Origin of the sequence: Allomesorhizobium camelthorni, assembly GCF_011045125.1 — a bacterium.
Classification (GTDB): Bacteria; Pseudomonadota; Alphaproteobacteria; order Rhizobiales; family Rhizobiaceae; genus Allomesorhizobium; species Allomesorhizobium camelthorni.
The window spans coordinates 23,033-45,004 of record NZ_JAAKZF010000026.1 but is presented as its reverse complement, the minus strand read 5'-3'; the positions used below and the strand labels follow the sequence as shown (position 1 = coordinate 45,004).

Here is a 21,972-nt window from a genome sequence, read left to right as displayed (position 1 = left end):
TTAGAATGCTTCTTCTGTTCATGTCACTTTCCTCCATAGGATTCTTATCGAAGTTCAGTCGATCCTCACGCTCGTTCCAAAGCGATCGCGATGCCCTGGCCGACGCCGATGCACATTGTGGCCAGCGCCAGCCTGCCGCCGCGCTCCCTGAGTTCCAGGGCGGCGGTTCCGGTGATGCGCGCTCCCGACATGCCGAGCGGATGGCCGAGCGCGATGGCTCCGCCATTGGGGTTCACGTGTTCCGCATCCTCGGCGATGCCGAGCTCGCGGAGCACGGCAATGCCCTGGGAGGCGAAGGCTTCATTGAGTTCGATGACGTCGAAATCCCGCGGCGCGATGCCGAGGCGGGCGCACAGTTTTTTGGTCGCCGGGGCCGGGCCCATGCCCATGATGCGCGGCGCAATGCCGGCTGCCGCCCCGCCTAGGATACGGGCGATCGGCGTCAGGCCGTATTTTCTTGCAGCCGCCTCGGAAGCGATGATCAGCGCCGCGGCTCCATCGTTGACGCCGGACGCATTGCCGGCCGTCACCGTCCCGCCCTGCCTGAAAGGCGTTGGCAGCTTGGCGAGCGCTTCCAGCGTGGTGCCGGCGCGCGGGTGCTCGTCCCGGTCGACCACGATTGGATCGCCCTTGCGCTGGGGGATCGATACTTCGGTGATTTCCTTGCCGAGACGGCCATTCTCCTGAGCGGCTACCGCCTTGTTCTGGCTGCGCACGGCGAAGGCGTCCTGGTCGGCACGGGAAATCGAAAATTCCTCGGCGACGTTCTCGCCCGTCTCCGGCATGGAATCGATGCCGTACTGCTTCTTCATCCACGGGTTGACGAAACGCCAGCCGATGGTCGTGTCGTGGATCTCGGCGTGGCGCGAAAACGCGGTCTCGGCTTTCGGCATGACAAAGGGCGCGCGCGACATCGATTCGACACCGCCCGCTATCATCAGTTCGGCCTCGCCGGCCTTGATGGCGCGGGCCGCGATGGTCACGGCATCCATGCCCGAGCCGCAAAGCCGGTTGACGGTCGAGCCCGGCACCGCCTCCGGAAGTCCGGCCAGAAGCAGCGACATGCGCGCGACGTTACGATTGTCCTCGCCGGCCTGGTTGGCGCAGCCATAGACCACATCGCCGACGGCCGCCCAGTCGACGCCGGCATTGCGCGCCATCAGCGCCCTAAGCGGAACCGTGCCGAGGTCGTCCGTGCGGACTGCCGAAAGCGCCCCGCCGAAGCGGCCGATCGGCGTGCGGATGTAATCGCAGATGAAGGCTTCAGCCATCCTTCGACCCTCTCTTGGCTGCGGCCGCACCGCGCTTGTGGGCGGCGTCGGTGCGCACCTTGAGATTGCGCAGGGTGGCCAGTTCCAGTTCGCTTGGGGCCGGCGTCTCTTCGAGCGCCGGAGAGAATTTCACTGTCCAGCCGCAGGTCTCCTGGACCATTTCACGGGTGGCCCCCGGGTGCAACGACACGACTGTGAACTCCTTCGTTTCGGGATCGGGCTTCCAGATGGCGAGGTCGGTGATAAGCAGAGTCGGCCCCGCCGTGTCGATACCCAGGCGCTTGCGGTGATCGCCGCCGTCGCCATGGCCGAAGGAAGTGTAGAAGTCGATCTTCTCCACCATGCCGCGCTTGCTCTGCGCCATGGTGATGTAGACTTCGCGCGACGAGGTCGCGATCTCGGGCGCGCCGCCGCCACCCGGCAGACGCGTCTTCGGATGCGCGTAGTCGCCGATCACGGTGGTGTTGATGTTGCCAAACTTGTCGAGTTGGGCTGCGCCCAGGAAGCCGATCGAGATGCGGCCGCCTTGCAGCCAGTAGCGGAACATTTCCGGCACCGAGACCGTGGTTACCGCCGTATCGCAGAGTTCGCCGTCGCCGATCGACAGCGGCAACACGTCCGGCGCGGTTCCGATCGTGCCGCTCTCGTAAATCAGGGTGATGTCGGGCGCATGCGTCAGCCGCGCTACATTGCATGCCGCCGAGGGGGCGCCGATGCCGACGAAGCAGACATCGTCGTTCTTCAGTGCGCGCGACGCCGCGATGGTCATCATCTCGTTAGGCGTGAAGCTGGTCATGCCACGCTCCTGAGACTTGCGCCGGCCCTGAGGCCTTCCACCCGCGCAGCGAAATCCTCCGGCTTGGCCCGCATCACGTTCTCCTCCATCCAGGCGCTGAAGCGGTCGCGGTCCGCGGCGATCTCGTCCCATTCGAGATAGGCCGCGTTGTCGCGGGCGTAGTAGCCGTGCGCGTAGGACGGATGCGAGCCGCCAGGCACCACGGAAATGGCCGAGATCGTCCAGCGCGGCAGGATTGTCAGATTGGGATGCAGGCCGCCGAAGTCCTCGACTACCTCCTCGACCGTGACCACCGAACGTTTAGCCGCAAGCACTGCTTCCTTCTGGATGCCGATTATGCCCTCAACGAGCACGTCGCCGCGCCGGTTAGCCTTCTGTGCGTGGATGAAGGTCACGTCGGGACGAACCGCGGGGACGGCTGCGAGCTGTTCGCCGGTGAACGGACAGGTAATCGGCTTGATGTTCGGATTGACCCTCGCCAGGTCGGCGCCGCGATAGCCGCGGAAGACGGCGCAGGGCAGTCCGGCCGCGCCCGCCTCATAGGCATTGGCCATGGCGGCGTGGCCATGCTCCTCGATCTCTAGCGCGTTCGGGAAGCCGTTCTCGACCGCATCGCGCACCCGGCGCAGGAGACCGACGCCCGGATTGCCGGCATAGGAGAAGACCAGCTTTTGCGCCATGCCCATGCCGATCATCTGATCGTAGATCAGATCGGGGGTCATGCGGATCAGGGTGAGATTTCTGAATCCCTGGCGGATCGCCTCATGCGCCGCAGCGGTCGGGATCAGATGTGTAAAGCCTTCGAAGGCGACCTTGTCACCGTCGCGCAGGTTTTCGGCGACCGCCTGTGCAAGCGGCAGGAACTTCGCCATTCGCATCTCCTCCCAGTTCGTATTGCGAACATTTGTTTTGTATGCAATACTTTTGAAGGATATTTGCACCGGTGTCAAGCTGCCTGCAGCGGACGCGCGGATTTTGATCGGGGAGGACTATATGGCCGAGGCGCCGCTGCCACGCGACAATGTCGGCTCGCTCCAGCGCGGCCTTGCCGTGATGGAGATCCTGGCCGCCCATCCCGGCGGCTTGACGCTCACCGAAATGGCCGACAAGGCGGAATTGACGCGCGCCGGCGCACGCCGTTTCCTGCTGACCCTGGTCGCCGCCGAATACGCAATCCAGACCGGCCGCCGCTTCAGCCTTTCGCCCCGGCTGCTCTCGGTGGCGCGCACCTGGCTGCAGGGCGCGTCGCTCTGGTCTTACGCCGAGCCCTTCATGCGCGAAGTGGCGTTACGGCTTAACGAATCGAGTTCGGCGGCGGTGCTGTCCGGCGAGGACGTGGTCTATGTCGCGCGCGTCCCAGGCCGGCACATATTGAGCGTCGCGCTGCATGTCGGGACCCGGCTCCCAGCCTGGTGCACCTCGATGGGACGCGTACTTCTGTCGGACCTGCCTGCGCCGCAATTGCGGGAACTTCTGGAGAGCGCGAAAATCGAGCGCAACACTCCCAAGAGCATCACCGACCGCACTGCCCTGGCCGCCGAGATCACCAAGGCCGCGCAAGCCGGCTTCGCGATCGTCGACGAGGAACTGGAGATCGGGCTGCGCTCGATCGCGGTGCCGATCCGCGACCGCTCCCGCAAGATCGTCGCTGCCATCAACGTGTCGACGCAATCGTCGCGGTTCACGACCGCCGAGATGAAGCGCGAAATCCTGCCGCATCTGCTCGCCGCTGCGCTCAAGATTGAAGACTTTTTCATCGTCCAGTAGGCGGCGCGTCAGCGGTTTGCGGCTCACCCGTTCAGGCGCGGAACTCCTCTGATAAAATTTCTGGTGACTGCGAATTAGGCGCTTGCCGCGTCATTAATCATACGTATGATGTTTCTGATGGCGATTTTGCGGACCCGGCACCAGGATGCGGTCGACGTAATTGCCGGCTGGATCGTCGGAGGGCGGTTCGCCGCCGACGCCGTGCTGCCCACCGAAGACGAGATTGGCGACGAGCTCGGGGTCAGCCGCACGGTCGTGCGCGAAGCGATGCGCACGCTGGTCGCTAAGGGCATGGTCAATGTGCGCCGGCGTCACGGCACCCAGGTCCAGCCGGTCGATTCCTGGAGCCTGTTCGACCCGCAGGTGGTTTCATGGCGGCTGTCGAGCGGCCTGACGCGGGAATTCATAGAGGATCTGATCCATTTCAGGCTCGGCATCGAGCCCTACGCGGCCGGACTTGCCGCCGCCAATCCGGAATTTCCGGGGGAGAGACTGGATCTATACTTCCGCCGAATGGCGGCCGCGGTGGACGGCGACGGCGACTACCATCAGGCCGATCTGGCGTTCCACGAAACGATCTTTCTCGGCTCCGGCAATCAGTTCCTGCGCCAGTTGGCGCCGCTGATGGCGAACACGCTGCGCGTTTCGTTCAGCCTGTCGGTCATCAGCATGGATAGCGCGCGGGCTTCGCTGCCCATGCACAGGGCCGTTGCGGACGCTATCATTGGCCGCGATCCGGAGGCCGCCAGGGCGGCGCTCACTACACTAATCGAAGCAGCGCGCGAGGATATTTTCCAGGTGCTGCCACTTTCAACGGGAGGAACGAATGCTGAAAGGGATCGACTGGCTGGCCCGCGGGCTTGAGGTCTTGCTCGTCATCCTGCTCGCGGGTATGGCGATCATGGTCTTCGGCAATGTCGTGCTGCGCTACGGCTTCAACTCGGGCATCCTCGTTTCCGAGGAAATGTCCCGCTATTTCTTCGTCTGGCTGACCTTCATCGGCGCGGTCGTGACCTTCCGCGAAAACGCGCATCTAGGGGTCGAGTCCCTGGTCCAGCGCTTCGGCCGCAATGGCCGGCTCATCTGCATGGTGCTGAGCGACCTCATTATCCTGCTTTGCATGGCGGCGTTCTTCTGGGGCACCTGGAAGCAGTATCCCATCAACGCCTCAATGACGGCACCCGTCGTCGGCATTTCGATGAACTGGATCTACGGAATCGGCTTCTTCACCGCGGTCGGCATTGGCGGGCTCGTCATCATCCGGCTCCTCCGAACGATCACCGGCCGGATCACGGAGGATGAGATAAACGCCTTCGCCGGCGAGGGCGCCGAAGCAGCCGCCATCCGGGAGCGCGCCGAATGACCATCGTCGTTTTCCTGGTTTCCCTGCTCGGGTCCATGGCGATCGGCGTGCCGGTCGCCTTCGCACTGATCTTCTGCGGCATCGCGCTGATGACCTATGGCGGTATCTTCGATACGCAGATCGTCTCGCAGCGCATGATTTCCGGCGCCGACACGTTCACGCTGCTCGCTATTCCGTTCTTTCTACTCGCCGGCGAGATCATGAACGCCGGCGGCCTGTCGCGCCGCATCGTCGAGTTCGCCATCGCCTGTGTCGGCCATATACGCGGCGGCCTCGGCATTGTGGCGATCGTGGCGGCCGTCATCATGGCCAGCATATCGGGCTCCGCCGCCGCCGACACGGCGGCGCTTGCCTCGATCCTGATCCCGATGATGCGTGACGCCGGCTACAATGTGCCGCGCGCTGCCGGCCTGATGGCTGCGGGCGGCGTCATCGCGCCGGTCATACCGCCGTCGATCGCCTACATCATCTTCGGCGTAGCGGCCAACGTTTCCATCACTCAGCTCTTCATCGGCGGCATCGTGCCCGGCTTGATGATGGCGCTGTCGCTGGTCTTGACCTGGCTTTTCCTGGCCAAAAAGGAAAGCGTGGCGGTTCTGCCGCGTCAGCCGATGGCCGTGAAACTGAAAGCGACGGGGCGCGCCGGCTGGGCGCTGTTCATGCCGGTGATCGTGCTCGGCGGCATCCGCTTCGGCATCTTTACGCCGACCGAGGCGGCGGTCGTCGCGGCTGTCTATGCCCTTTTCGTCGGCATGTTCATCTACCGCGAGCTGAAGTTCCGCGACCTCTACGGCGTGTTCCTCACTGCCGCCAAGACGACATCGGTCGTGATGTTCCTGGTGGCGGCGGCGCTGGTCTCGGCCTGGCTCATCACCTCGGCCAACATCCCGGCGGAGATCGGCGGCATGATCCAGCCGCTCGTAGACCGGCCGAAGCTGCTGCTCGCGGCCATTATGGTGCTGGTGCTGGTCGTCGGCACCGCGCTCGACCTGGCGCCGACCATCCTGATCCTGACGCCGGTGCTGATGCCGATCATCCGCGAGGCCGGCATCGATCCGGTCTATTTCGGCGTCCTGTTCGTCATGAATAATTGCATCGGCCTGCTCACGCCGCCGGTCGGCATCGTTCTCAACGTGGTGAGCGGCGTAGCACGTATTCCGCTCGGGCAAGTCATCGTCGGCGTCTGGCCCTTCCTTTTGGCGCAGACCGTCGTGCTATTCCTGCTCGTCATGTTCCCAGAGCTCGTTCTCGTACCGCTCGCCTGGCTTCGCTAGGAATGAGAGGGCACGTGTGTTTCGAGAAGCAGAAGTCCAAGTTCAACAACGGAGGAAACAAAATGAAATCGACAATTCTAAAGGGCCTGGCGCTCGCGCTCTGCGCCGGCGTTTTCAGCGGACCGGCGCTCGCCGAAATCCAGGAGCGCACCATCCGCGTCTCGAATGGCGTCGCCGAGGAGCATCCTGTCGGCAACGGCGTCAAGGCGATGACCCAGTGCATGGCCGACAAGTCCGGTGGCAAGATGAAGCTCACCGCCTTCTGGAGCGGCGCGCTCGGCGGCGACCTGGACGCAACCCAGGCGCTGCGCTCCGGCACGCAGGAAATGGTCATCACCTCGACCTCGCCGCTGGTCGGCATCGCGCCGGCGCTCGGCGTGTTCGACCTGCCCTTCCTGTTCAACGACGAGAAGGAGGCCGACGCCATCCTCGACGGCGAGTTCGGCACGTACATTTCCGACCAGATGCCGGGCTACGGCCTCGTCAACCTCGCCTATTGGGAGAACGGCTTCCGCAATCTCACCAATTCGCAGCGCGCCGTGGCCGGGGTAGATGACATCAAGGGCCTGAAGGTTCGGGTGATGCAGAACAACATCTTCCTCGATTCCTTCCAGAACCTCGGCGCCAATGCCGTGCCGATGGCGTTCGGCGAAGTGTTCACCGCGCTCGAAACCGGAGCCATCGACGGCCAGGAAAACCCGGTGGTGACGATCGACACCTCGAAATTCTCCGAGGTTCAAGACCATCTAACCCTGTCGCGGCATGCCTATACGCCGTTCATGGTGCTCTACTCCAAGCCGCTCTGGGACCAGCTCTCTCCGGAAGAACAGGCCGTCCTGCAGGAGTGTGCGGTCGTCGGTCGCGACGTGCAGCGCAAGGCCAGCCGCGACCTCGGCGCCAAGTCGCTGGAAAACGTCAAGGCGGCGGGCATGGAAGTGACCGAACTTACGCCGGAGGCTCAGGCCGAGATGCGCGAAGCGGTGAAGCCGGTCTACGAAAAGCACTCCGCCACGATCGGCCAGGAGGTCGTCGACAAGATGATGGCCGAACTCAAAAAGCTGCGCGGCGAATAGCTGCTTAAGCGATTTTGATACTTCCGGGCGGCGGCACAGTTCGCCGCCCGTTTTCTGCAAGGTTGCTCCATGAAAATCACATCCGTCGAAACCGTCAGGCTGGGCGAATTCGCCAACATCATCTGGGTCCGCATCCACACCGATGAAGGGCTGATCGGGCTCGGCGAGACCTTCATGGGAGCTGCCGCCGTCGAGGCGTATATCCACGAAACTGTCGCGCCCAAGCTGATCGGCCGCGACCCGCTGCAGATCGAAGCGATCAACCGCGACCTGATCGGTTATCTCGGCTGGCGCGGCGCGGGCGTCGAGACGCGCGGGAATTCGGCGGTCGATATCGCGCTCTGGGATCTTTTCGGGCAGGCGCTCGGCGTTCCGGTCAGCGTGGCGCTCGGCGGCAAAAGCCGGGATTCGATCCGCACCTACAATACCTGCGCCGGCTACAAATATGTGCGCGATGCCCGCGCCCAGGCGGTGGAGAACTGGGGTGTCGGCGCGACCGAAGGCCCCTATGAGGACCTCGACGGCTTCCTGAACCGCGCCGACGAGCTCGCCCATTCGCTGATCGAGCAGGGCATCACCGGCATGAAGATCTGGCCATTCGACATCGCTGCCGAACGCACCGGCGGCCTCGACATCTCCGCCGAGGAGCTGCGCACCGCGCTGAAGCCGTTCGAGAAGATCCGCACTGCCGTCGGCGACCGCATGGACATCATGGTCGAATTCCATTCGCTGTGGCAGCTTCCCGCCGCCCAGCGCATCGCGCGCGCACTCCAGCCCTTCGACACCTACTGGCATGAAGACCCTGTGCGGATGGATTCGCTGGAGACGCTGAAAGCCTATGCGCCACATTCGAAGGCGATGATCTGCGCCTCCGAAACGCTCGCCTATCCACACGCTTTCCGCGACTATCTCGCGACCGGCGTCGCCGGCGTCGCCATGCTCGACCTTTCCTGGTGCGGCGGCCTGTCGGAAGCGCGCAAGATTGCCGGCATGGCCGAAGCCCATCACATTCCGGTTGCCCCGCACGATTGCACCGGCCCGGTTGTGTTCATGGCATCGTGCCATTTCTCGCTGCACGCCCGCAATGCGCTGATCCAGGAATCCGTCCGCGCCTTCTACACCGGCTGGTACACCGAACTGGTGACGGAACTGCCAAGCGTGAAGAACGGCGAGATCAGCCTCGCCGACGCGCCGGGTCTTGGCCTCACGCTTCTGCCGGGACTGACCGAGCGCGCCGATGCCATCGTGCGCACCAGCAAGGCCTGAGAACTATAAAATGACCGCGGAAGCGCTACCGGCCCACGCAAGCGCGTCCCGCTCGACGCAGCTCGGCATCGCCGTGATGCTCGCCGGCATTTTGCTGTTCTCGCTCAACGACGTGATGGGCAAATGGCTGGTCGCCACCTACAGCGTCGGCCAGGTGCTTTTGATCCGAAGCGCGGCGGCGCTGCTGATCCTGTCGCCATTCATCTGGAAGGCCGGCGTCCGCTCGCTGATCCGCATCGAACAGCCGCGAATGCAGGTGCTGCGTGTCATCCTGTCCTCGCTTGAAGTCTACTGCTTCTATTTCGCGGTGATTTACCTGCCGCTCGCCGACGTGATGACCTACTGGCTGGCGGCGCCGATCTATGTCGCCGCGCTTTCGCCCTTCCTGCTTGGCGAACATGTCGGCTGGCGGCGCTGGACGGCGATCTTCATCGGCTTCGTCGGCGTCATCGTGGCGCTGGAGCCGTCCGCCGCCACGCTGACCGCCCCTGCGCTGATCTCGATCTTCGGCAGCTTCGCCTTCGCCTTCATGATGCTGTCGGGCCGCTCGCTGCGCGCCACGCCGGACACGACGCTGGTGTTCTGGCAGACGATTGGCGCAGGCTTGTTCGGGCTCGCCACCGCGCCGTTCGGCTGGGTGACGCCAAGCGCGCCGGACTTCGCGCTGCTCGGGTTGCTCGGCGTCGTCGCCATGATCGCACATGTCTGCGTCAACCGTGCGCTGAAGCTGGCGGATGCCGCCACCGTCGCGCCGTTCCAGTACACACTGCTCTTGTGGGCAGTAATTTTTGGCTGGCTGGTCTTCGGCGACATTCCGCGGCCGGCCATGCTGGCGGGCGCGGCGATCATTGTGGCGGCCGGCCTGTTCATCTTCTTCCGCGAGCAGCGCGCGAAGAAAAACATGAACGCATAACTTCCGCCTAGCCTTCCGTAACGACCGCCTCAGCTTCGATCTCGACCTCGTAGTCGCCGATGAGATTGCCGGCCTCGATCAACGTGTTAGCCGGCAATATATCGCCGAAAACACGGCCATGTGCACGCGACACCGGCTCCCACTGCGCGGCGTCACGCAGGTAGATGCGGGTGCGCACCACGTCTTCCATCCTGCCGCCGAGGGCGGTGATCGAAGCGGCGATCTTGTCGAGAATGTAGGTTGTCTGCGCGCCGGGGTCGCCTGGAGCGACACAGCGGTCTCCGCCATGTGTGGCCGTCGTGCCGGAAACCCGGATCGTGTCCTTGACCCGCACGGCGCGGCTGTAGCCGGCGATCGGCTCCCAGACGCTGCCCGACGAGACGCGCAGGCGGTCCGGCCGGCCGGGCACAGGCTCGGCCTTGAACACCGACGGTATGGCGCCGAGATGATGGCTCAAGTCGCCGGACGCCGTGAGGTAGGGCGGGCGGCGGTATTCGTCGCCGCAATCGCCGGGAATCGGTTTCGTCGCGGCGAATGCTTCTTCCAGCCTTGCTTTGTCTTCGGCGTCGAGCGCGAAGCGGAAGACGTTGAGATTGTCGGAGCGGTGCTCGCTTTCGCCGATGCGCGCACCGACAATCGCCGCCGCCACCGCTTCGTGTTCCAGCACCCAGCGCGTCGCGACGTTGGAAATCGAGACGCCATGCTTCCGCGCGACATTGTCCGCCGCCGCCAATATGCCTTGAAAGGCGTCCCAGCCGCCCGCTGTGTCGATGAAGCGCTTGTATTTCGAGCGGCTCCAGTCGGCGATACCGGTCGGTTCGGGCCTGCCCAGCCATTTGTCCGAGAGGAAACCACCGCAGAGAGTGCCATAGGCCAGCAGCTTCACGCCGGATCTTTCGCAAAGCTGCGCCAGCGCACCCGCCGCCCGGCGGTCGACGAGCGAGAACGAAACCTGGTTGGTCGCGATCGGCACGCCGTCGGCTAGCGCCAGCGCCAGATGCGCGGCGTCGAAATTGGTGACGCCGAGCGCGCCGATCAGGCCGTCTTGCCTCAGTCGCGCCATTTCGTACAGCGCGTCGAGCCAGGCCGGATGCTCGAAGGTCCACCAGTGGAACTGCAACAGGTCGATCCTGTCGACGCCGAGCCGGTCTAGCCGTTCCTGTACGCCCTTACGCACGATTTCGGCAGCCATCGGGCCGGGCTCGGGACACCATTTGGTGAAAGCCGCCGGCCGGCGCGAGGCATCGGGGTAGCGCGCGAGCAGCCGCCCGGCAATCAGTTCGGCGCTGCCATAGTGATCGGCCATGTCGAACGTATCGAAGCCCGCCTCGGCATAAGCCTGGAGCGCGTCGGCGCCGCGTTCGGGATCGAGCAGCGTGCCACCTTTTTCGAGGTCGGCGACCTGCCAGAGGCCGCAGATCAGCCGGCTGATGTTGTTGTCGCCAACGGCGATGCGGTCGGGACGTCGCTGCATGGAATGCTCGCTCATGGTTCGGACACCGGTTTGCCGGCCAGCCGCCCGATGTGGCGGGAGACGGTCTTCACCTCGCCCAGAATGCCGCGTGGGCGCAAAAGCAGGATCGCGCATAGCCCGACGCCAATCATCACGATCTGCAGCGAGGCCGCGCGGGCCTGCTCACCGGGCGGGAACAGCGACGCTATCGCGCCCGCCGAACCGGCCCAGATGCCCCAGACCAGGATCGCGCCGAGGATCGCACCGCGATTGTTGCCGGAGCCGCCGACGATCAGCATCGCCCAGACCTGGAAGGTCAGCATCGGCATATAGTTGTCGGGCGCGATGAAGCCGATGAAGTGCGCCTGCGCGGCGCCGGCCAGGCCCATGATCGCGCCGCCTATGGCGAATGCCTGCAGCCGGAACCTCGTCGCGCTCTTGCCGAGCGCGAGCGCGGCCGTCTCGTCCTCGCGGATGGCGCGCAACACCCTGCCCCACGGGCTGCGCAGCAGCCGTTCCAACGCCAGATAGAGCGCGAGCACGACCAGGACGAGGACGCCGAGATTGGCTAGGCTGAAGGCGAGCGGATCGCCTGCCAGGCTGGCGAACGGCCGCGGAATGAAGCCGATGCCGAACGGCCCGCCGGTGACCAGTTCCAGGTTGAGCGCGCAGAGTTGCACAGCAACGGCGACGCCGAATGTCGCGATGGCCAGATAGTCGGCGCGAAGCCTGATCGTGAGCGCGCCGATCAGGAAGGCGACGAGCCCCGCCGCCAGCGCCGCGCCCAGCCAGCCGGCAACGATGGGCAGGCCGAAGCCGCCGAAGCGGCCAGCCGCATCCGGCGTCGTCAGCAGCGCCGAGACGTAGGCTCCGATCGCGACAAAACCGGCAATGCCGACATTGAACAGGCCGGTCTGGCCCCACTGGACGTTGAGCCCGAGGCACATGATGGCGTAGGTCAGCGCCATGGTCAGGAAGAAGGCGCCGTAGGCGATCAGTTCGACGCTCATTCCGGCCTCCCGAAAATACCCTGCGGCCGGAAGAGCAGGACGGCGACGAGGATGACGAAGGCGATGGCCGCACGCCATTCGGCGCCGACGAATTGCACGGCAAATGCTTCGGTAAGGCCGACGATCAACCCAGCGAGCATCGCGCCCGGCACGCTGCCTATGCCGCCGAGGATCGCTGCCGCAAACAGGGGCAACAGCAGGTCAAGGCCCATATAGGGACGGACCTGCACCAGCAGCCCGGCCATGATGCCGGCGACTGCGGCCAGTCCCGCCCCGAGCAGCCAGACCGTGCGGATCACCTTGCGCACATCGACGCCGACAACGCCGGCAAGCTGCTGGTTCTCGCTCACTGCGCGCATGGACCGGCCGATCGTGGTGCGGGTCAGCAGCACATGGAGGGTCACGACCAATATCGCCGCTAGGCCAAGCGACAGCAACTGATCCGGTGTCGCTCTCAACCCTCCGCCGAGTGGCAGCGCGATCTGCAGAGCCTTGGTGTAGTAGGCGGGCTTTGCAGTGAAGATAAATTCGAGCAGGCTGCGCAACGTCAGCGCCGCGCCGAAGCTGGCCATGACCATGATGATGACTGTACTGCGCTGGGCGCGCAGGCGGCCGAACAGCAAAGCGTCAACCAGAAGCGCGAGCCCGCCAGTCAATGCGATCGCCGCGATCGCGGCAATCGGCAGCGACCAGCCGAAGGAGAAAGGGCCGATCGGCGCCAGCAGCGAAGGAGCCAGCCAGCCGAGTGCGCCGCTCACCGCCAGCGCGATGTAAGCGCCCCACGCCAGGAATTCGCCATGCGCGAAATTGGCGAACCGCAGGATCGAATAGGTCAGCGTCACGCCGATGGCGCCAAGCCCTATCATCGAGCCGGTGACCAGCCCGTCCATCAGCGCCTGCGGGTTCATTGGCCAGCCGCCTTCGGCACGTGCCGCGCGCCGAGATAGAGCTCCGCCACGATCGGGTCGTCGGCGAGCGTCGCCGCCGGACCCTCATGGCGCAGCAGGCCCTCGACCAAGATGACCGCGCGGTCGGCGATGGCGAGAGCCGCCTTCACGTTCTGCTCGACCAGGACGATGGTGACCCCGGTTTCGTTGATCGCCTTCAGCGTCGAGAAAACCTCGGCGACGATCTTCGGGGACAGGCCGGCCGAAGGCTCGTCCAGGATCAGGACCGAAGGCTCGACGACCAGCGCCCGGGCCACTGCCAGCATCTGCCTCTGCCCACCCGAAAGCTGGCCGGCGCGCAGCGAGGGCCGCGCGGCGAGATCGGGAAACATTCCATAAAGCGCGGCGATGCGCTCCTGCCGCCGCTCCTTGGGCAGGATATTCGCCGCCAAAAGCAGGTTCTCATGGATGGAAAGCGTCGCGAAGATGTTCTCGGTCTGCGGCACGAAGGCCAGTCCGTGGCGGATCTTCTCATGTGCCGGCACAGATGTGATGTCGGCCGCGCCAAGCGATGCCGTTCCGGAATGCACCGGCACCAGCCCGGCTATCGCCTTGACGAAGGTCGATTTGCCGGCCCCGTTCGGTCCGAGCACCACGACCAGTTCGCCCTGGCGGATCGCAAAATCGACGCCGCGCACGATCGGCAGGTCGCGCTCGTAGCCGGCAACGAGCGCCTTTGTCGAAAGCGCTACGGGTCGGTCGGACGCAGTCACGCCGCGACCCCGCCTAGATAGGCTTCGATGACCGCCGGGTTGCGTGCGACCTCGGCCGGCGGCCCTTCGGCCAGGTGCCGCCCAGCCGCCATCACCACGACGCGCCCGCAAAGCCGCGCCACCATGTCCATATTGTGCTCGATCAGCAGCACCGATTTTCCCCGCGCATTGAGATCGAGAACACGGTCGATAATGATCTCAAGCAGCGTCGGGTTGACGCCGGCCGCCGGCTCGTCGAGCAGGATCGTTTCGGGGTCGGCCATCAATATGCGGGCGAGTTCGAGCAGCTTGCGCTGCCCGCCGGAGAGCACCCGCGCCGGCTCATCTTCGAGCCCGGAGAGCGTGACAAAGTCGAGCAGCGACCGCGCCCGGTCGACAGCCGCCTTCTCCTCGGCGGCGACGCGGCCCGGCTGCAGGAAATTCCTCCAGATGTGTTCGCCGGCCTGGCTCTGGCCGCCGGTCAAGACGTTTTCGAGCACCGTCATTTCCGGAAACGGGCGCGGTATCTGGAAGGTGCGCCCCAGACCGTGCGCGATGCGCCGCTCCGGGCCTTCACCGGACACCTCCTCGCCGGAGATTTGGATCGAGCCGGAGGTCGGCTTCAGGCTGCCGGCAATCAGGTTGAACAGGGTGGTCTTGCCCGCCCCGTTCGGCCCGATAAGGCCCAGCATCTCACCTTGCCTGAGAGCAATCGACATGCCGTCGACTGCACGCAGGCCGCCGAACCGCCTCACCAGATCACGCGCCTCGACAGGCATGGCCGCTGCGGAGCTCGTCGGTCTTGGTGCGTCGGCGGCAGACGGCATCGCGGCTTCCGTACGTCAAAATTGTGATCGCTGATGTTTGATCAAACTTTACATCGCGCCTAAACGCAACTAAAAAATCTGGACGGCCGCGCCCCGCGGCATGAAGTCGAACGGCGGTCACAATGCCCGAACGGGAATGTCAGCGCGCAGTCGAATACGCCCACCCGGCGTTAGCCGGAGACCTTTTCAGAATTCGCTCGGACAGTACAAATACTCAACCGAGCAGAGTTCAAAGGTCCCAAGCATGAGCCGCCGCGCGCTCTCCCCGGTCGGCCGCGAAACCCTGCATGACCGCGTCTATGCCGAGCTGCGCCGTTCGCTGATCCACGGAATGTTCGACGCCGGCGACATGCTGCGCATCCAGGACGTCGCCGAGACGCTGCAGACCAGCACCATGCCGGTGCGCGAGGCGCTCGGCCGGCTGGTTTCCGAGCAGGCGCTGGAGGCGCTGCCCAACCGCTCGGTGCGCGTACCCGTCATCACCCGCGAAAGGCTGGACGATCTCGCCCGCGCGCGCTGCCTGATCGAAGGGCAGATCACCGCGCTCGCTCTGCCCAATCTTTCGGGTGATGATTTCGCACGACTGCGGCAGCTCACCGTGGAATGCGAGACGGCGTTTCGCGGCCATGAAAAGGACAAGGCGCAGACCACCTCGGAACTCAACCACGCCTTCCATTTCTACATCTACCGCGCCGCCGGCTCGGCCGTGCTGATCCCTATCGTCGAAAGCCTGTGGCTGCAGTCCGGACCTTATGTGCGCGCCGCGGCGCATATCCATGACGAGCGCCGCGACATACCCGCCACCCATCATCACTGGGCGCTGATCGAGGCGCTCGAGCGCGGCGACGTCGCCGGCTCCATCAAGGCGCTGACCGACGACATCACCCGTTCCTTCAATCTCATCCGCTCCCGCCTCGATGAGCAGGATGTTCCAGAAAAGGCGGTGAGCTATGGCTGACGCCCGCGACGATTCCTTCGAGCTTTACGATCTGCGCGTCGAGGTGACCGCGCCGGAAGGCGGCCCGATCTATTGCGGAGCCAAGGTCGGTGACTATTTCGAGCTGCACGGCGAGATGCTGCATCTGCCGCCGGGCCAAGGCTTTTCTATCTACTCGCTGGCTGCGCTCCTGCCGCTGCTGCCGGCCAAGCAGCGACCGACCCACAAGAACGACTGGATGACCACCGACGCGGAAGTGGCTTGCCCCGACCCGAACTGCTCGTCCCGCTTCCGCATAATCCGGCTCGGCCTTCGCCGCTTCAGCCATGCCCAGACCACGGCGGTGCCGCTCGATGACTGACCACACGGCAATGCAGCGCATCCAACTCGCGCCGGGCTACGAAATCTCCCGTGTCATTCGCGGCGGCTGGCAGCTCGCCGGCGGGCACGGCGCTGTCCGCAGCGACGACCCGATCGCCGACATGGTCGCGTTTGCCGACGCCGGCATCACCACTTTCGATTGCGCTGATATCTATACCGGCGTCGAGGAATTGATCGGCCGTTTCCGCCTGCGCTATCGCGACCTGCGCGGACAGGAAGCGCTCGACCGCATCCGGGTCCACACCAAATTCGTGCCCGATCTCGATGTGCTGCCGCGCATAACCAAGGCTTATGTCGAAGGCGTCATCGACCAGTCGCTGCGCCGGCTCAATCTCGACAGCCTCGACCTCGTGCAGTTCCATTGGTGGGACTACGACGCGCCGCGCTGGCTGGAAGCCGCGCAATGGCTCGGCGAATTGCGCCGGGAAGGCAAGATCCGCCAGGTCGGCGGCACCAATTTCGACACCGACCACATGCTCGCCATCATCCAGGGAGGCGTGCCGCTGGTCTCCATGCAGGTGCAGTATTCGCTGCTCGACGCGCGTCCGGCCAAGCGCATGACGGCCAAGGCCGCCCGCCACGGCGTCTCGCTGCTCTGCTACGGCACCGTCGCCGGCGGTTTTCTCGGCGACAAATGGCTGGGGGCCGCCGAGCCCTCCGAGCCGCTCGAAAACCGCTCACTCGTCAAATACAAACTCATCATCGACGATTTCGGCGGCTGGGACCTGTTCCAGACCCTGCTCACGACCCTGCGCGGTATAGCCGACGGGCACGGCGTCGACATCGCGACGGTGGCCAGCGCGGCCATGCTCTCGCGGCCGGGCGTCGGCGGTGTCATCGTCGGCGCGCGCAACCGCTCGCACCTCAAGTCGAACCTGGCGATCTCCAGCCTGGCGTTGACTGAAGACGACCATGGCCGGATCGAGGCCGTGCTGGCCATGGCAAGCCCGCTCTCCGGCGATGTCTACGAGCTGGAGCGCGACCGCGGCGGACGCCACGGCATGATCATGAAATACAATCTCAACAAGGGAGCCGCCTGAACCCCGCGCCGCGGGAGACGGCGCGAGAATACCGCAAGCAAGAATGAACCAGCGGCCGCGCGCATGCCGGCCAAACAAAAGGGGAATGCGACATGAAGAAGATGCTTCTGATCACCACGCTGCTGACCGGTCTTGGGGCATCGGCCCTGCCGGCGGCTGCGCAGAATTGCGACATCACCATCGGCGTCGTCATGGAACTGACCGGCCCGGCCGGCGCATACGGCCAGGCCGGCGCGAAATCCGTCGAGATGGCCTTCCGCGACTTCAACGAGGCCGGCGGCGTCGGCGGCTGCAATCTCGTCACCGACACGCGCGACAGCCAGAGCCAGGGCACCGTTGCGGTCGACCAGGCGACGCAGCTCGTCAACATCAAGAAGGTGCCGGTCATCATCGGCGGCATCATCTCGTCGGTGTCGATCCCGATCCTGACTTCGGTGACGGCGCCAGCAGGCGTCGTGCAGGTTTCGCCGGCTTCGTCTTCGCCGACGCTTACCCAGCTTGCCCGCGACGGCAAAACCAACGGCGTGTTCTTCCGCACCATCACCTCGGACGCGCTGCAAGGCACGGCGGCGGCCAAATACGCGCTCGACCAGGGGCTGAAGAAGATCGCTATCATCCACGTCAACAATGATTTCGGCGTCAACATGGTGCGCGAATTCACCGCCGCCTATGAAAAGCTCGGCGGCGCTATCACGTCGGTCACGCCCTACAATGAGAAGCAGGCCAGCTACTCGTCCGAGGCGAGCGCGGCCATGGCCGGCGAGCCGGAAGCGCTCTACCTCGTCAGCTATCCCGTCGACGGAGCGACCATAGCCCGCGCCTGGATCTCGGGCGGCGGCGCGCCGAAATTCCTGCTCAATGACGGCATGAACTCGGCCGAGTTCATCGAGGCCGTCGGCGCGCAATATCTGAACGACGCCTACGGCACCTCGTCGGGCACCAGCCCGACCGCCTCGACCGAATATTTCAACGGCGCCTACGAGGCATTCTCGGGCGGCATCAAGCCGGACGCGCCGGCGGCCGACCGCTCCTACGACGCCGGCGCTATCGTGGCGCTTGCAGTGGCGAAGGCGGGCAAGGGCGACGCCGCCGCGATCAAGGCTGCGATCCCGCAAGTGGTCGCGGCCGGCGGCGAGCCGATCCATGCCGGCAAGGAGGAATTCGCCAAGGCGCTTGGCCTCATCAAAGAAGGCAAGCCGATCAAGTATGAAGGCGTCATCGGCCCGGTCAGCTTCGACGAATATGGCGACATCACCGGTCCGTTTCGCCTGTGGCGCATCCAGAACGGCGAAGTCACCACGGTCGGCGAGATCAGCGCCGAGGAAGTCGGCAAGATCAAGAGCGGACTGGCAAAGTAGGCCTCGGTTGGCAGCAGGCCGCGCGGCTACAGCGCGGCCTCTCCCTGCCCGAGCATGCGGTCGACAAGCAGTTCGGCCTGCGCGTTGAACATGCCGACGCCCATCATCGTGCCGCAGCCCAGATCGCGGGCGTGCTGCACGAGAGGCGAAACAGCCGGCCCGGTGATGACGTCGGCCACGAACTGGTCTTTCGACAGCCGGGCGGCGTCGACTGGCAGCGGGTCGCCCTCCTTCATGCCCATCGGCGTCGCATTGGCGACGAGATCGAAGCCCGTCGGATCCGCGCTCCCGACTTCCGCCCGGCCGGGGAAGCGTCCCGCCAGCTTGGCGACCAGCCGATCGCGGCGTTCCTTGTCGGCGTCGTGGATGGCTAGCCGCGTCGCCCCGCGCTTCAGTATTTCGAGCGCGATCGCCGAACCGGCGCCGCCCGCCCCGACCAGCAGCGCCGACTTGCCGGCCACCGAGAAGCCTTCCCTGGCGATGCCGTCGAGATAGCCGAGCCCGTCGAGATTGTCGCCGTCCCAGCGCCCGTCCGCCAGCCGGCGCATGACATTGACCGAACCGACGAAGGCCGCCCGCTCGCTCGGTAGGTCGCAATAATCGAGCGCCGCGAATTTGTGCGGCACCGTCACCACGATGCCGTCGAGATTCTGCATCAGCCGCACCGAGCGCATGAAGGCCGGCAGGTCGGCCGTGCCGACATGGGCAGGCACGACCAGCGCGTTGGCGCCACGCCGGGCCAGGATTGCGGACAGGAACGCCGGCGACTTCACCTGGGCGATCGGGTCGCCGATGATGATGAACAGCCGCGTTTCGCCGTCGAGCTTCAGGGGCATGTCAAACTCGTTTGCATAGTGTGCGAGCGTGCGCGCCAATCCCGTCGGCCACACCCGTCTTCGGCAAGCCGGCAAGCCAGGCCGGCTGCGGTGCGATTTCAAGGTCGGATGCGATCAGCAGCGGCGCGCCCGACGCCGTGATGCGGGCACCCGGAACCTGATGTTTGAGTTCCTCGACAAAGGCGTCGATCGTCGTCACCTCGCCGACCAGGTTGCGCGCTTCGGCGCCGTCCAGTTTCGCATCGACGGTAGCGGCGAAGGCTTCGGCCACGTCCTCGACATGCACCATGCCGACCCGGCCGCTGAACATGATCTCGGCGGCCTCGTCCGGCTGCGCCGCGCAATGCTCGGTCCGGCGCTGATGCCCAAACCCTCTCCCGGCCCGTAGACGATGTACGGCCGGAAGCCCCCGCTGCGAAGGCCATGGTCGACGACATATGCGCGTGCCGAGCCTTCGACCGCGAGCTTCAGCGCGCCGTAATGCGTCATCGGCCGGGGATGGCGTCCGTCGTCGGGTCCATAGACGCCGGCTGTGCTGGCATAGGCGACCTGCCGCATGCCCGCCGCAAGCGCCGCCTCGAACAGATTGAGGCTGCCGATCAGATTGATGTTTGTCGCGCGCAGGGGATCGCGGCGGCAGTCGACGGTCATGATTCCGGCGAGGTGGACGGCGCCGCCGCAGCCCTCCGCTGCCCGCATCACCTCGTCCTTAACGGTCACGTCGCCGGCGCGGATCTCGACCCTTCCCGACAGGCCCGGTTCGACGAAGTCGAGACGGGCTGTATCCGGCCTCGCGTCTAGGATGCGCACCTCATGCCCGCGCCGGACCAGTGCGCGCACAACCCAGCCGCCCAGAAATCCGCAGCCGCCGGTGACCAGAACCCGCATCAGGAAGCCGCCCGGCGCGAGGCGTGGGTGGCGGCGATGTAGCCGAACGTGATGCCTGGGCCTATGGTGATGCCGGGGCCGGGATAGGTTCCGCCCATGATCGAGTGCATATCGTTGCCGATCGCATAGAGTCCTTCGATCGGCGTCCCGTCCTTGCGCAGCGCGCGCGCATGCTCGTCGGTCACCAGCCCCATCGCCGAGCCTATGTCGCCGGGATAGAGCTTCACAGCATAGAATGGCGCTGCGCCAATCGGCCCGAGCGTCGGGTTTGGCCCGTGCGCGGGGTCGCCATTGGCGCGTTCGTAGATCGTCGTGCCGCGCTTGAAATCGGGATCGACTCCCGTCTTGGCATATTCATTCATGGAGGCGACCGATGCCGCCAATCCTCCGGCGTCGATGCCGAGCTTTTGCGCCAGTTCGGCAAGCGTATTGGCCTTGGCGAGATAGCCGTCGGCGAGGAAAGGCTTCAGCCCCTTGCCGCCGGGCCGGACCATGCCCAGCCCGTATTTCTTCAGCCCCGCGCTGTCGGTGATCAGATAGGCGGGGATGGCCGAACCGTCCCTGTTGGCCGCGAACATCGCGCTGACGAAAAGATGGTAGGACGTGCTTTCGTTGACGAAGCGCTTGCCGTCGCGCCCGACCGTGATGATGCCGGGTTTCGAGCGGTCGAAGACGAAATGCGGGAACACAGCGGTCGTGCCGTCGGCACGGCGGCGCACCGAAACCGGCGCCCAGAAGCAGTTCTGCTGCGCCCCCTTGCCATGATGCGCGCCGAGCTTCAGCGCCAGATCATGCAGCTCGCCGGTGTGGCCGGGCGCCGAGGGACTGTGTTCCGGAACCGGCTTCAGCAGGTATTTCTGCCTGAGTTCCGGATGCCTCGAAAAGCCGCCGCTCGCCAGCACCACGCCGCCGCTGATGGAAAGCCGGCGCACAACGCCGCCCTGGACGGCGACAATGCCCGTCACCCTGCCTTCGGTCTCGGTGATCTCGGTGACGCGGGCGTTCACCGCGAGCTCGACGCCGAGCCGGCGCGTAGCCTCCAGCATCCGCCCGATCAGCGCATTACCCATCACCAGCCGCGTGCCGCGCGAATGGCTGAGCCTGTCGAGGAAGTAGCCGCCGATAAGCTTCGCCGAATAGCGCGCCGCCTTGAGCGATTTCGTCATCGCCAGCAGATTGGCGATGTCGTCGCGGTCGACCATCAGGCCACCCAGAATGGTGAATTCCGGGATCGGCGGCCGGATCAGGTCGAGATCGCCGCCAAGATCCTTTGCGGAGAAAGGCAGGGGCTCGAGCGCGCGGCCAAACGAGGTCGATCCCTCCAGCTCGGACAGATAGTCGGGATGAAATGGCCGCGGCCGGAATTTCACGCCCGCGCCGTCCTCGATAATGCGGATCGCGTCGGGACCAGCCTTCAGGAATGCGTCGCGGAACGCCTTGGAGGAGCGGTTGCCAACGGCGCGGTCCAGGTAGCCGCTCGCCTTCTCGAAACTGTCTTCCGCCCCGATCGCTTTGGAATGATGCGTATTGGGGACCCAAGTCGTCGCCGCCGAAAAGGCCGAAGTGCCGCCGACATATTCGGTGCGCTCGATCAGGATGACGCGCCTGCCTTCGAGCGCCGCGTAAATTGCGGCCGCCATTCCGGCAGCTCCCGCGCCGAGCACCGCCACATCGTAGCGCGCGCCGTCGGGAATGCCGGCCAGGACGGTTGATGCTTTGCTCATCGAATGGCCCTAGCGAAACTACCGGCCGCACAAACCCCACGGCTAGCCTGCGATCTGGGGATGTTCTAGCAGAATTGAAATGTTATTCAAGAATTGAATGCTATTCCAATTTCTACAATTTTGGCATAGAGAAGTGCGTCTCGGCGCTCGATGCCG

At 65.1% G+C, this 21,972-nt stretch carries 23 protein-coding genes; 11 read left to right on the top strand and 12 right to left on the bottom strand.

Translation table 11 applies throughout. The features are described from left to right. Positions 1 to 65 precede the first annotated feature (65 nt). The 3 genes from pcaF to G6N73_RS18225 are packed head-to-tail and all read right to left on the bottom strand — an operon-like array spanning position 66 to position 2,939. The gene (pcaF, locus tag G6N73_RS18235) at positions 66 to 1,271 is read right to left on the bottom strand and encodes a 3-oxoadipyl-CoA thiolase (RefSeq protein ID WP_165030102.1); all 1,206 of its coding nucleotides are present in this window, start codon (positions 1,269 to 1,271) and stop codon (positions 66 to 68) included. Beyond that, positions 1,264 to 2,067: a CoA-transferase subunit beta gene (locus tag G6N73_RS18230; protein ID WP_165030100.1), complete on the bottom strand. Its 804-nt coding sequence runs from the start codon at positions 2,065 to 2,067 to the stop codon at positions 1,264 to 1,266. The genes pcaF and G6N73_RS18230 overlap by 8 nt, the downstream gene beginning before the upstream one ends. Then, entirely contained in the window at positions 2,064 to 2,939 is an 876-nt protein-coding gene (locus G6N73_RS18225) for a CoA transferase subunit A (RefSeq protein WP_165030098.1), read from the bottom strand. Before G6N73_RS18225 ends, G6N73_RS18230 begins: the two co-directional genes overlap by 4 nt. 121 nt (positions 2,940 to 3,060) lie before the next feature. Between G6N73_RS18225 and G6N73_RS18220 the strand changes: the two genes are divergently transcribed. The 7 genes from G6N73_RS18220 (at position 3,061) to G6N73_RS18190 (ending at position 9,723) form a co-directional block, all read left to right on the top strand. Then, on the top strand, positions 3,061 to 3,834 hold the full coding sequence (locus G6N73_RS18220) for an IclR family transcriptional regulator domain-containing protein (protein ID WP_165030096.1): 774 nt from the start codon (positions 3,061 to 3,063) through the stop codon (positions 3,832 to 3,834). A 117-nt stretch (positions 3,835 to 3,951) separates the two neighbouring features. Further along, positions 3,952 to 4,698: a FadR/GntR family transcriptional regulator gene (locus G6N73_RS18215; RefSeq protein ID WP_246252204.1), complete on the top strand. Its 747-nt coding sequence runs from the start codon at positions 3,952 to 3,954 to the stop codon at positions 4,696 to 4,698. Next, a complete protein-coding gene (locus tag G6N73_RS18210) occupies positions 4,661 to 5,197 on the top strand; it encodes a TRAP transporter small permease (protein ID WP_165030091.1) in 537 nt (178 codons plus the stop codon). Before G6N73_RS18215 ends, G6N73_RS18210 begins: the two co-directional genes overlap by 38 nt. Next, the gene (locus G6N73_RS18205; RefSeq protein WP_165030089.1) at positions 5,194 to 6,471 is read left to right on the top strand and encodes a TRAP transporter large permease; all 1,278 of its coding nucleotides are present in this window, start codon (positions 5,194 to 5,196) and stop codon (positions 6,469 to 6,471) included. Before G6N73_RS18210 ends, G6N73_RS18205 begins: the two co-directional genes overlap by 4 nt. A gap of 62 nt (positions 6,472 to 6,533) precedes the next feature. Further along, positions 6,534 to 7,544, top strand: a complete 1,011-nt coding sequence (locus G6N73_RS18200; RefSeq protein ID WP_165030087.1) for a TRAP transporter substrate-binding protein — start codon at positions 6,534 to 6,536, stop codon at positions 7,542 to 7,544. Between the two features lie 69 nt (positions 7,545 to 7,613). Beyond that, complete coding sequence (locus G6N73_RS18195; RefSeq protein ID WP_165030085.1) at positions 7,614 to 8,810, top strand: mandelate racemase/muconate lactonizing enzyme family protein; 1,197 nt, start codon at positions 7,614 to 7,616, stop codon at positions 8,808 to 8,810. A 10-nt stretch (positions 8,811 to 8,820) separates the two neighbouring features. Next, complete coding sequence (locus tag G6N73_RS18190) at positions 8,821 to 9,723, top strand: DMT family transporter (protein WP_165030083.1); 903 nt, start codon at positions 8,821 to 8,823, stop codon at positions 9,721 to 9,723. Between the two features lie 7 nt (positions 9,724 to 9,730). On the opposite strand, the gene G6N73_RS18185 is transcribed toward G6N73_RS18190, so the two are convergent. Genes G6N73_RS18185 through G6N73_RS18165 form a run of 5 tightly spaced genes read right to left on the bottom strand, consistent with a single transcriptional unit; the run spans position 9,731 to position 14,652 of the window. Next, the gene (locus tag G6N73_RS18185) at positions 9,731 to 11,212 is read right to left on the bottom strand and encodes an aldo/keto reductase (protein WP_165030081.1); all 1,482 of its coding nucleotides are present in this window, start codon (positions 11,210 to 11,212) and stop codon (positions 9,731 to 9,733) included. Next, positions 11,209 to 12,186 carry a branched-chain amino acid ABC transporter permease gene (locus G6N73_RS18180; protein WP_165030079.1) on the bottom strand — a complete coding sequence of 326 codons (978 nt, stop codon included), beginning with the start codon at positions 12,184 to 12,186 and terminating at the stop codon, positions 11,209 to 11,211. Before G6N73_RS18180 ends, G6N73_RS18185 begins: the two co-directional genes overlap by 4 nt. Next, positions 12,183 to 13,094, bottom strand: coding sequence for a branched-chain amino acid ABC transporter permease (locus G6N73_RS18175; protein ID WP_165030077.1), 912 nt, complete (start codon positions 13,092 to 13,094; stop codon positions 12,183 to 12,185). Before G6N73_RS18175 ends, G6N73_RS18180 begins: the two co-directional genes overlap by 4 nt. Further along, on the bottom strand, positions 13,091 to 13,846 hold the full coding sequence (locus G6N73_RS18170; RefSeq protein WP_165030075.1) for an ATP-binding cassette domain-containing protein: 756 nt from the start codon (positions 13,844 to 13,846) through the stop codon (positions 13,091 to 13,093). Before G6N73_RS18170 ends, G6N73_RS18175 begins: the two co-directional genes overlap by 4 nt. Then, a complete protein-coding gene (locus G6N73_RS18165) occupies positions 13,843 to 14,652 on the bottom strand; it encodes an ABC transporter ATP-binding protein (RefSeq protein ID WP_165030073.1) in 810 nt (269 codons plus the stop codon). Before G6N73_RS18165 ends, G6N73_RS18170 begins: the two co-directional genes overlap by 4 nt. A 244-nt stretch (positions 14,653 to 14,896) precedes the next feature. Between G6N73_RS18165 and G6N73_RS18160 the strand changes: the two genes are divergently transcribed. The 4 genes from G6N73_RS18160 to G6N73_RS18145 all read left to right on the top strand — a co-directional run bounded on the left by G6N73_RS18160 (position 14,897) and on the right by G6N73_RS18145 (position 18,368). After that, positions 14,897 to 15,610, top strand: coding sequence for a GntR family transcriptional regulator (locus tag G6N73_RS18160; protein WP_165030071.1), 714 nt, complete (start codon positions 14,897 to 14,899; stop codon positions 15,608 to 15,610). Beyond that, on the top strand, positions 15,603 to 15,950 hold the full coding sequence (locus G6N73_RS18155; RefSeq protein ID WP_165030069.1) for a TIGR04076 family protein: 348 nt from the start codon (positions 15,603 to 15,605) through the stop codon (positions 15,948 to 15,950). Before G6N73_RS18160 ends, G6N73_RS18155 begins: the two co-directional genes overlap by 8 nt. Before the next feature lie 10 nt (positions 15,951 to 15,960). Next, positions 15,961 to 17,010 (top strand): aldo/keto reductase, encoded by a 1,050-nt coding sequence (locus G6N73_RS18150; protein WP_165030164.1) that lies wholly within the window; start codon positions 15,961 to 15,963, stop codon positions 17,008 to 17,010. Positions 17,011 to 17,102: 92 nt separating this feature from the next. Beyond that, positions 17,103 to 18,368 carry an ABC transporter substrate-binding protein gene (locus tag G6N73_RS18145; RefSeq protein ID WP_165030067.1) on the top strand — a complete coding sequence of 422 codons (1,266 nt, stop codon included), beginning with the start codon at positions 17,103 to 17,105 and terminating at the stop codon, positions 18,366 to 18,368. Positions 18,369 to 18,394: 26 nt separating this feature from the next. On the opposite strand, the gene G6N73_RS18140 is transcribed toward G6N73_RS18145, so the two are convergent. Genes G6N73_RS18140 through G6N73_RS18125 form a run of 4 tightly spaced genes read right to left on the bottom strand, consistent with a single transcriptional unit; the run spans position 18,395 to position 21,816 of the window. Next, positions 18,395 to 19,204 carry a shikimate dehydrogenase family protein gene (locus tag G6N73_RS18140; protein ID WP_165030065.1) on the bottom strand — a complete coding sequence of 270 codons (810 nt, stop codon included), beginning with the start codon at positions 19,202 to 19,204 and terminating at the stop codon, positions 18,395 to 18,397. A gap of 1 nt (position 19,205) precedes the next feature. Then, positions 19,206 to 19,403 (bottom strand): hypothetical protein, encoded by a 198-nt coding sequence (locus G6N73_RS18135; protein WP_165030063.1) that lies wholly within the window; start codon positions 19,401 to 19,403, stop codon positions 19,206 to 19,208. Beyond that, on the bottom strand, positions 19,400 to 20,092 hold the full coding sequence (locus G6N73_RS18130) for an NAD-dependent epimerase/dehydratase family protein (protein ID WP_165030061.1): 693 nt from the start codon (positions 20,090 to 20,092) through the stop codon (positions 19,400 to 19,402). Before G6N73_RS18130 ends, G6N73_RS18135 begins: the two co-directional genes overlap by 4 nt. After that, entirely contained in the window at positions 20,092 to 21,816 is a 1,725-nt protein-coding gene (locus tag G6N73_RS18125; protein ID WP_165030059.1) for an FAD-dependent oxidoreductase, read from the bottom strand. Before G6N73_RS18125 ends, G6N73_RS18130 begins: the two co-directional genes overlap by 1 nt. Positions 21,817 to 21,972 lie beyond the last annotated feature (156 nt).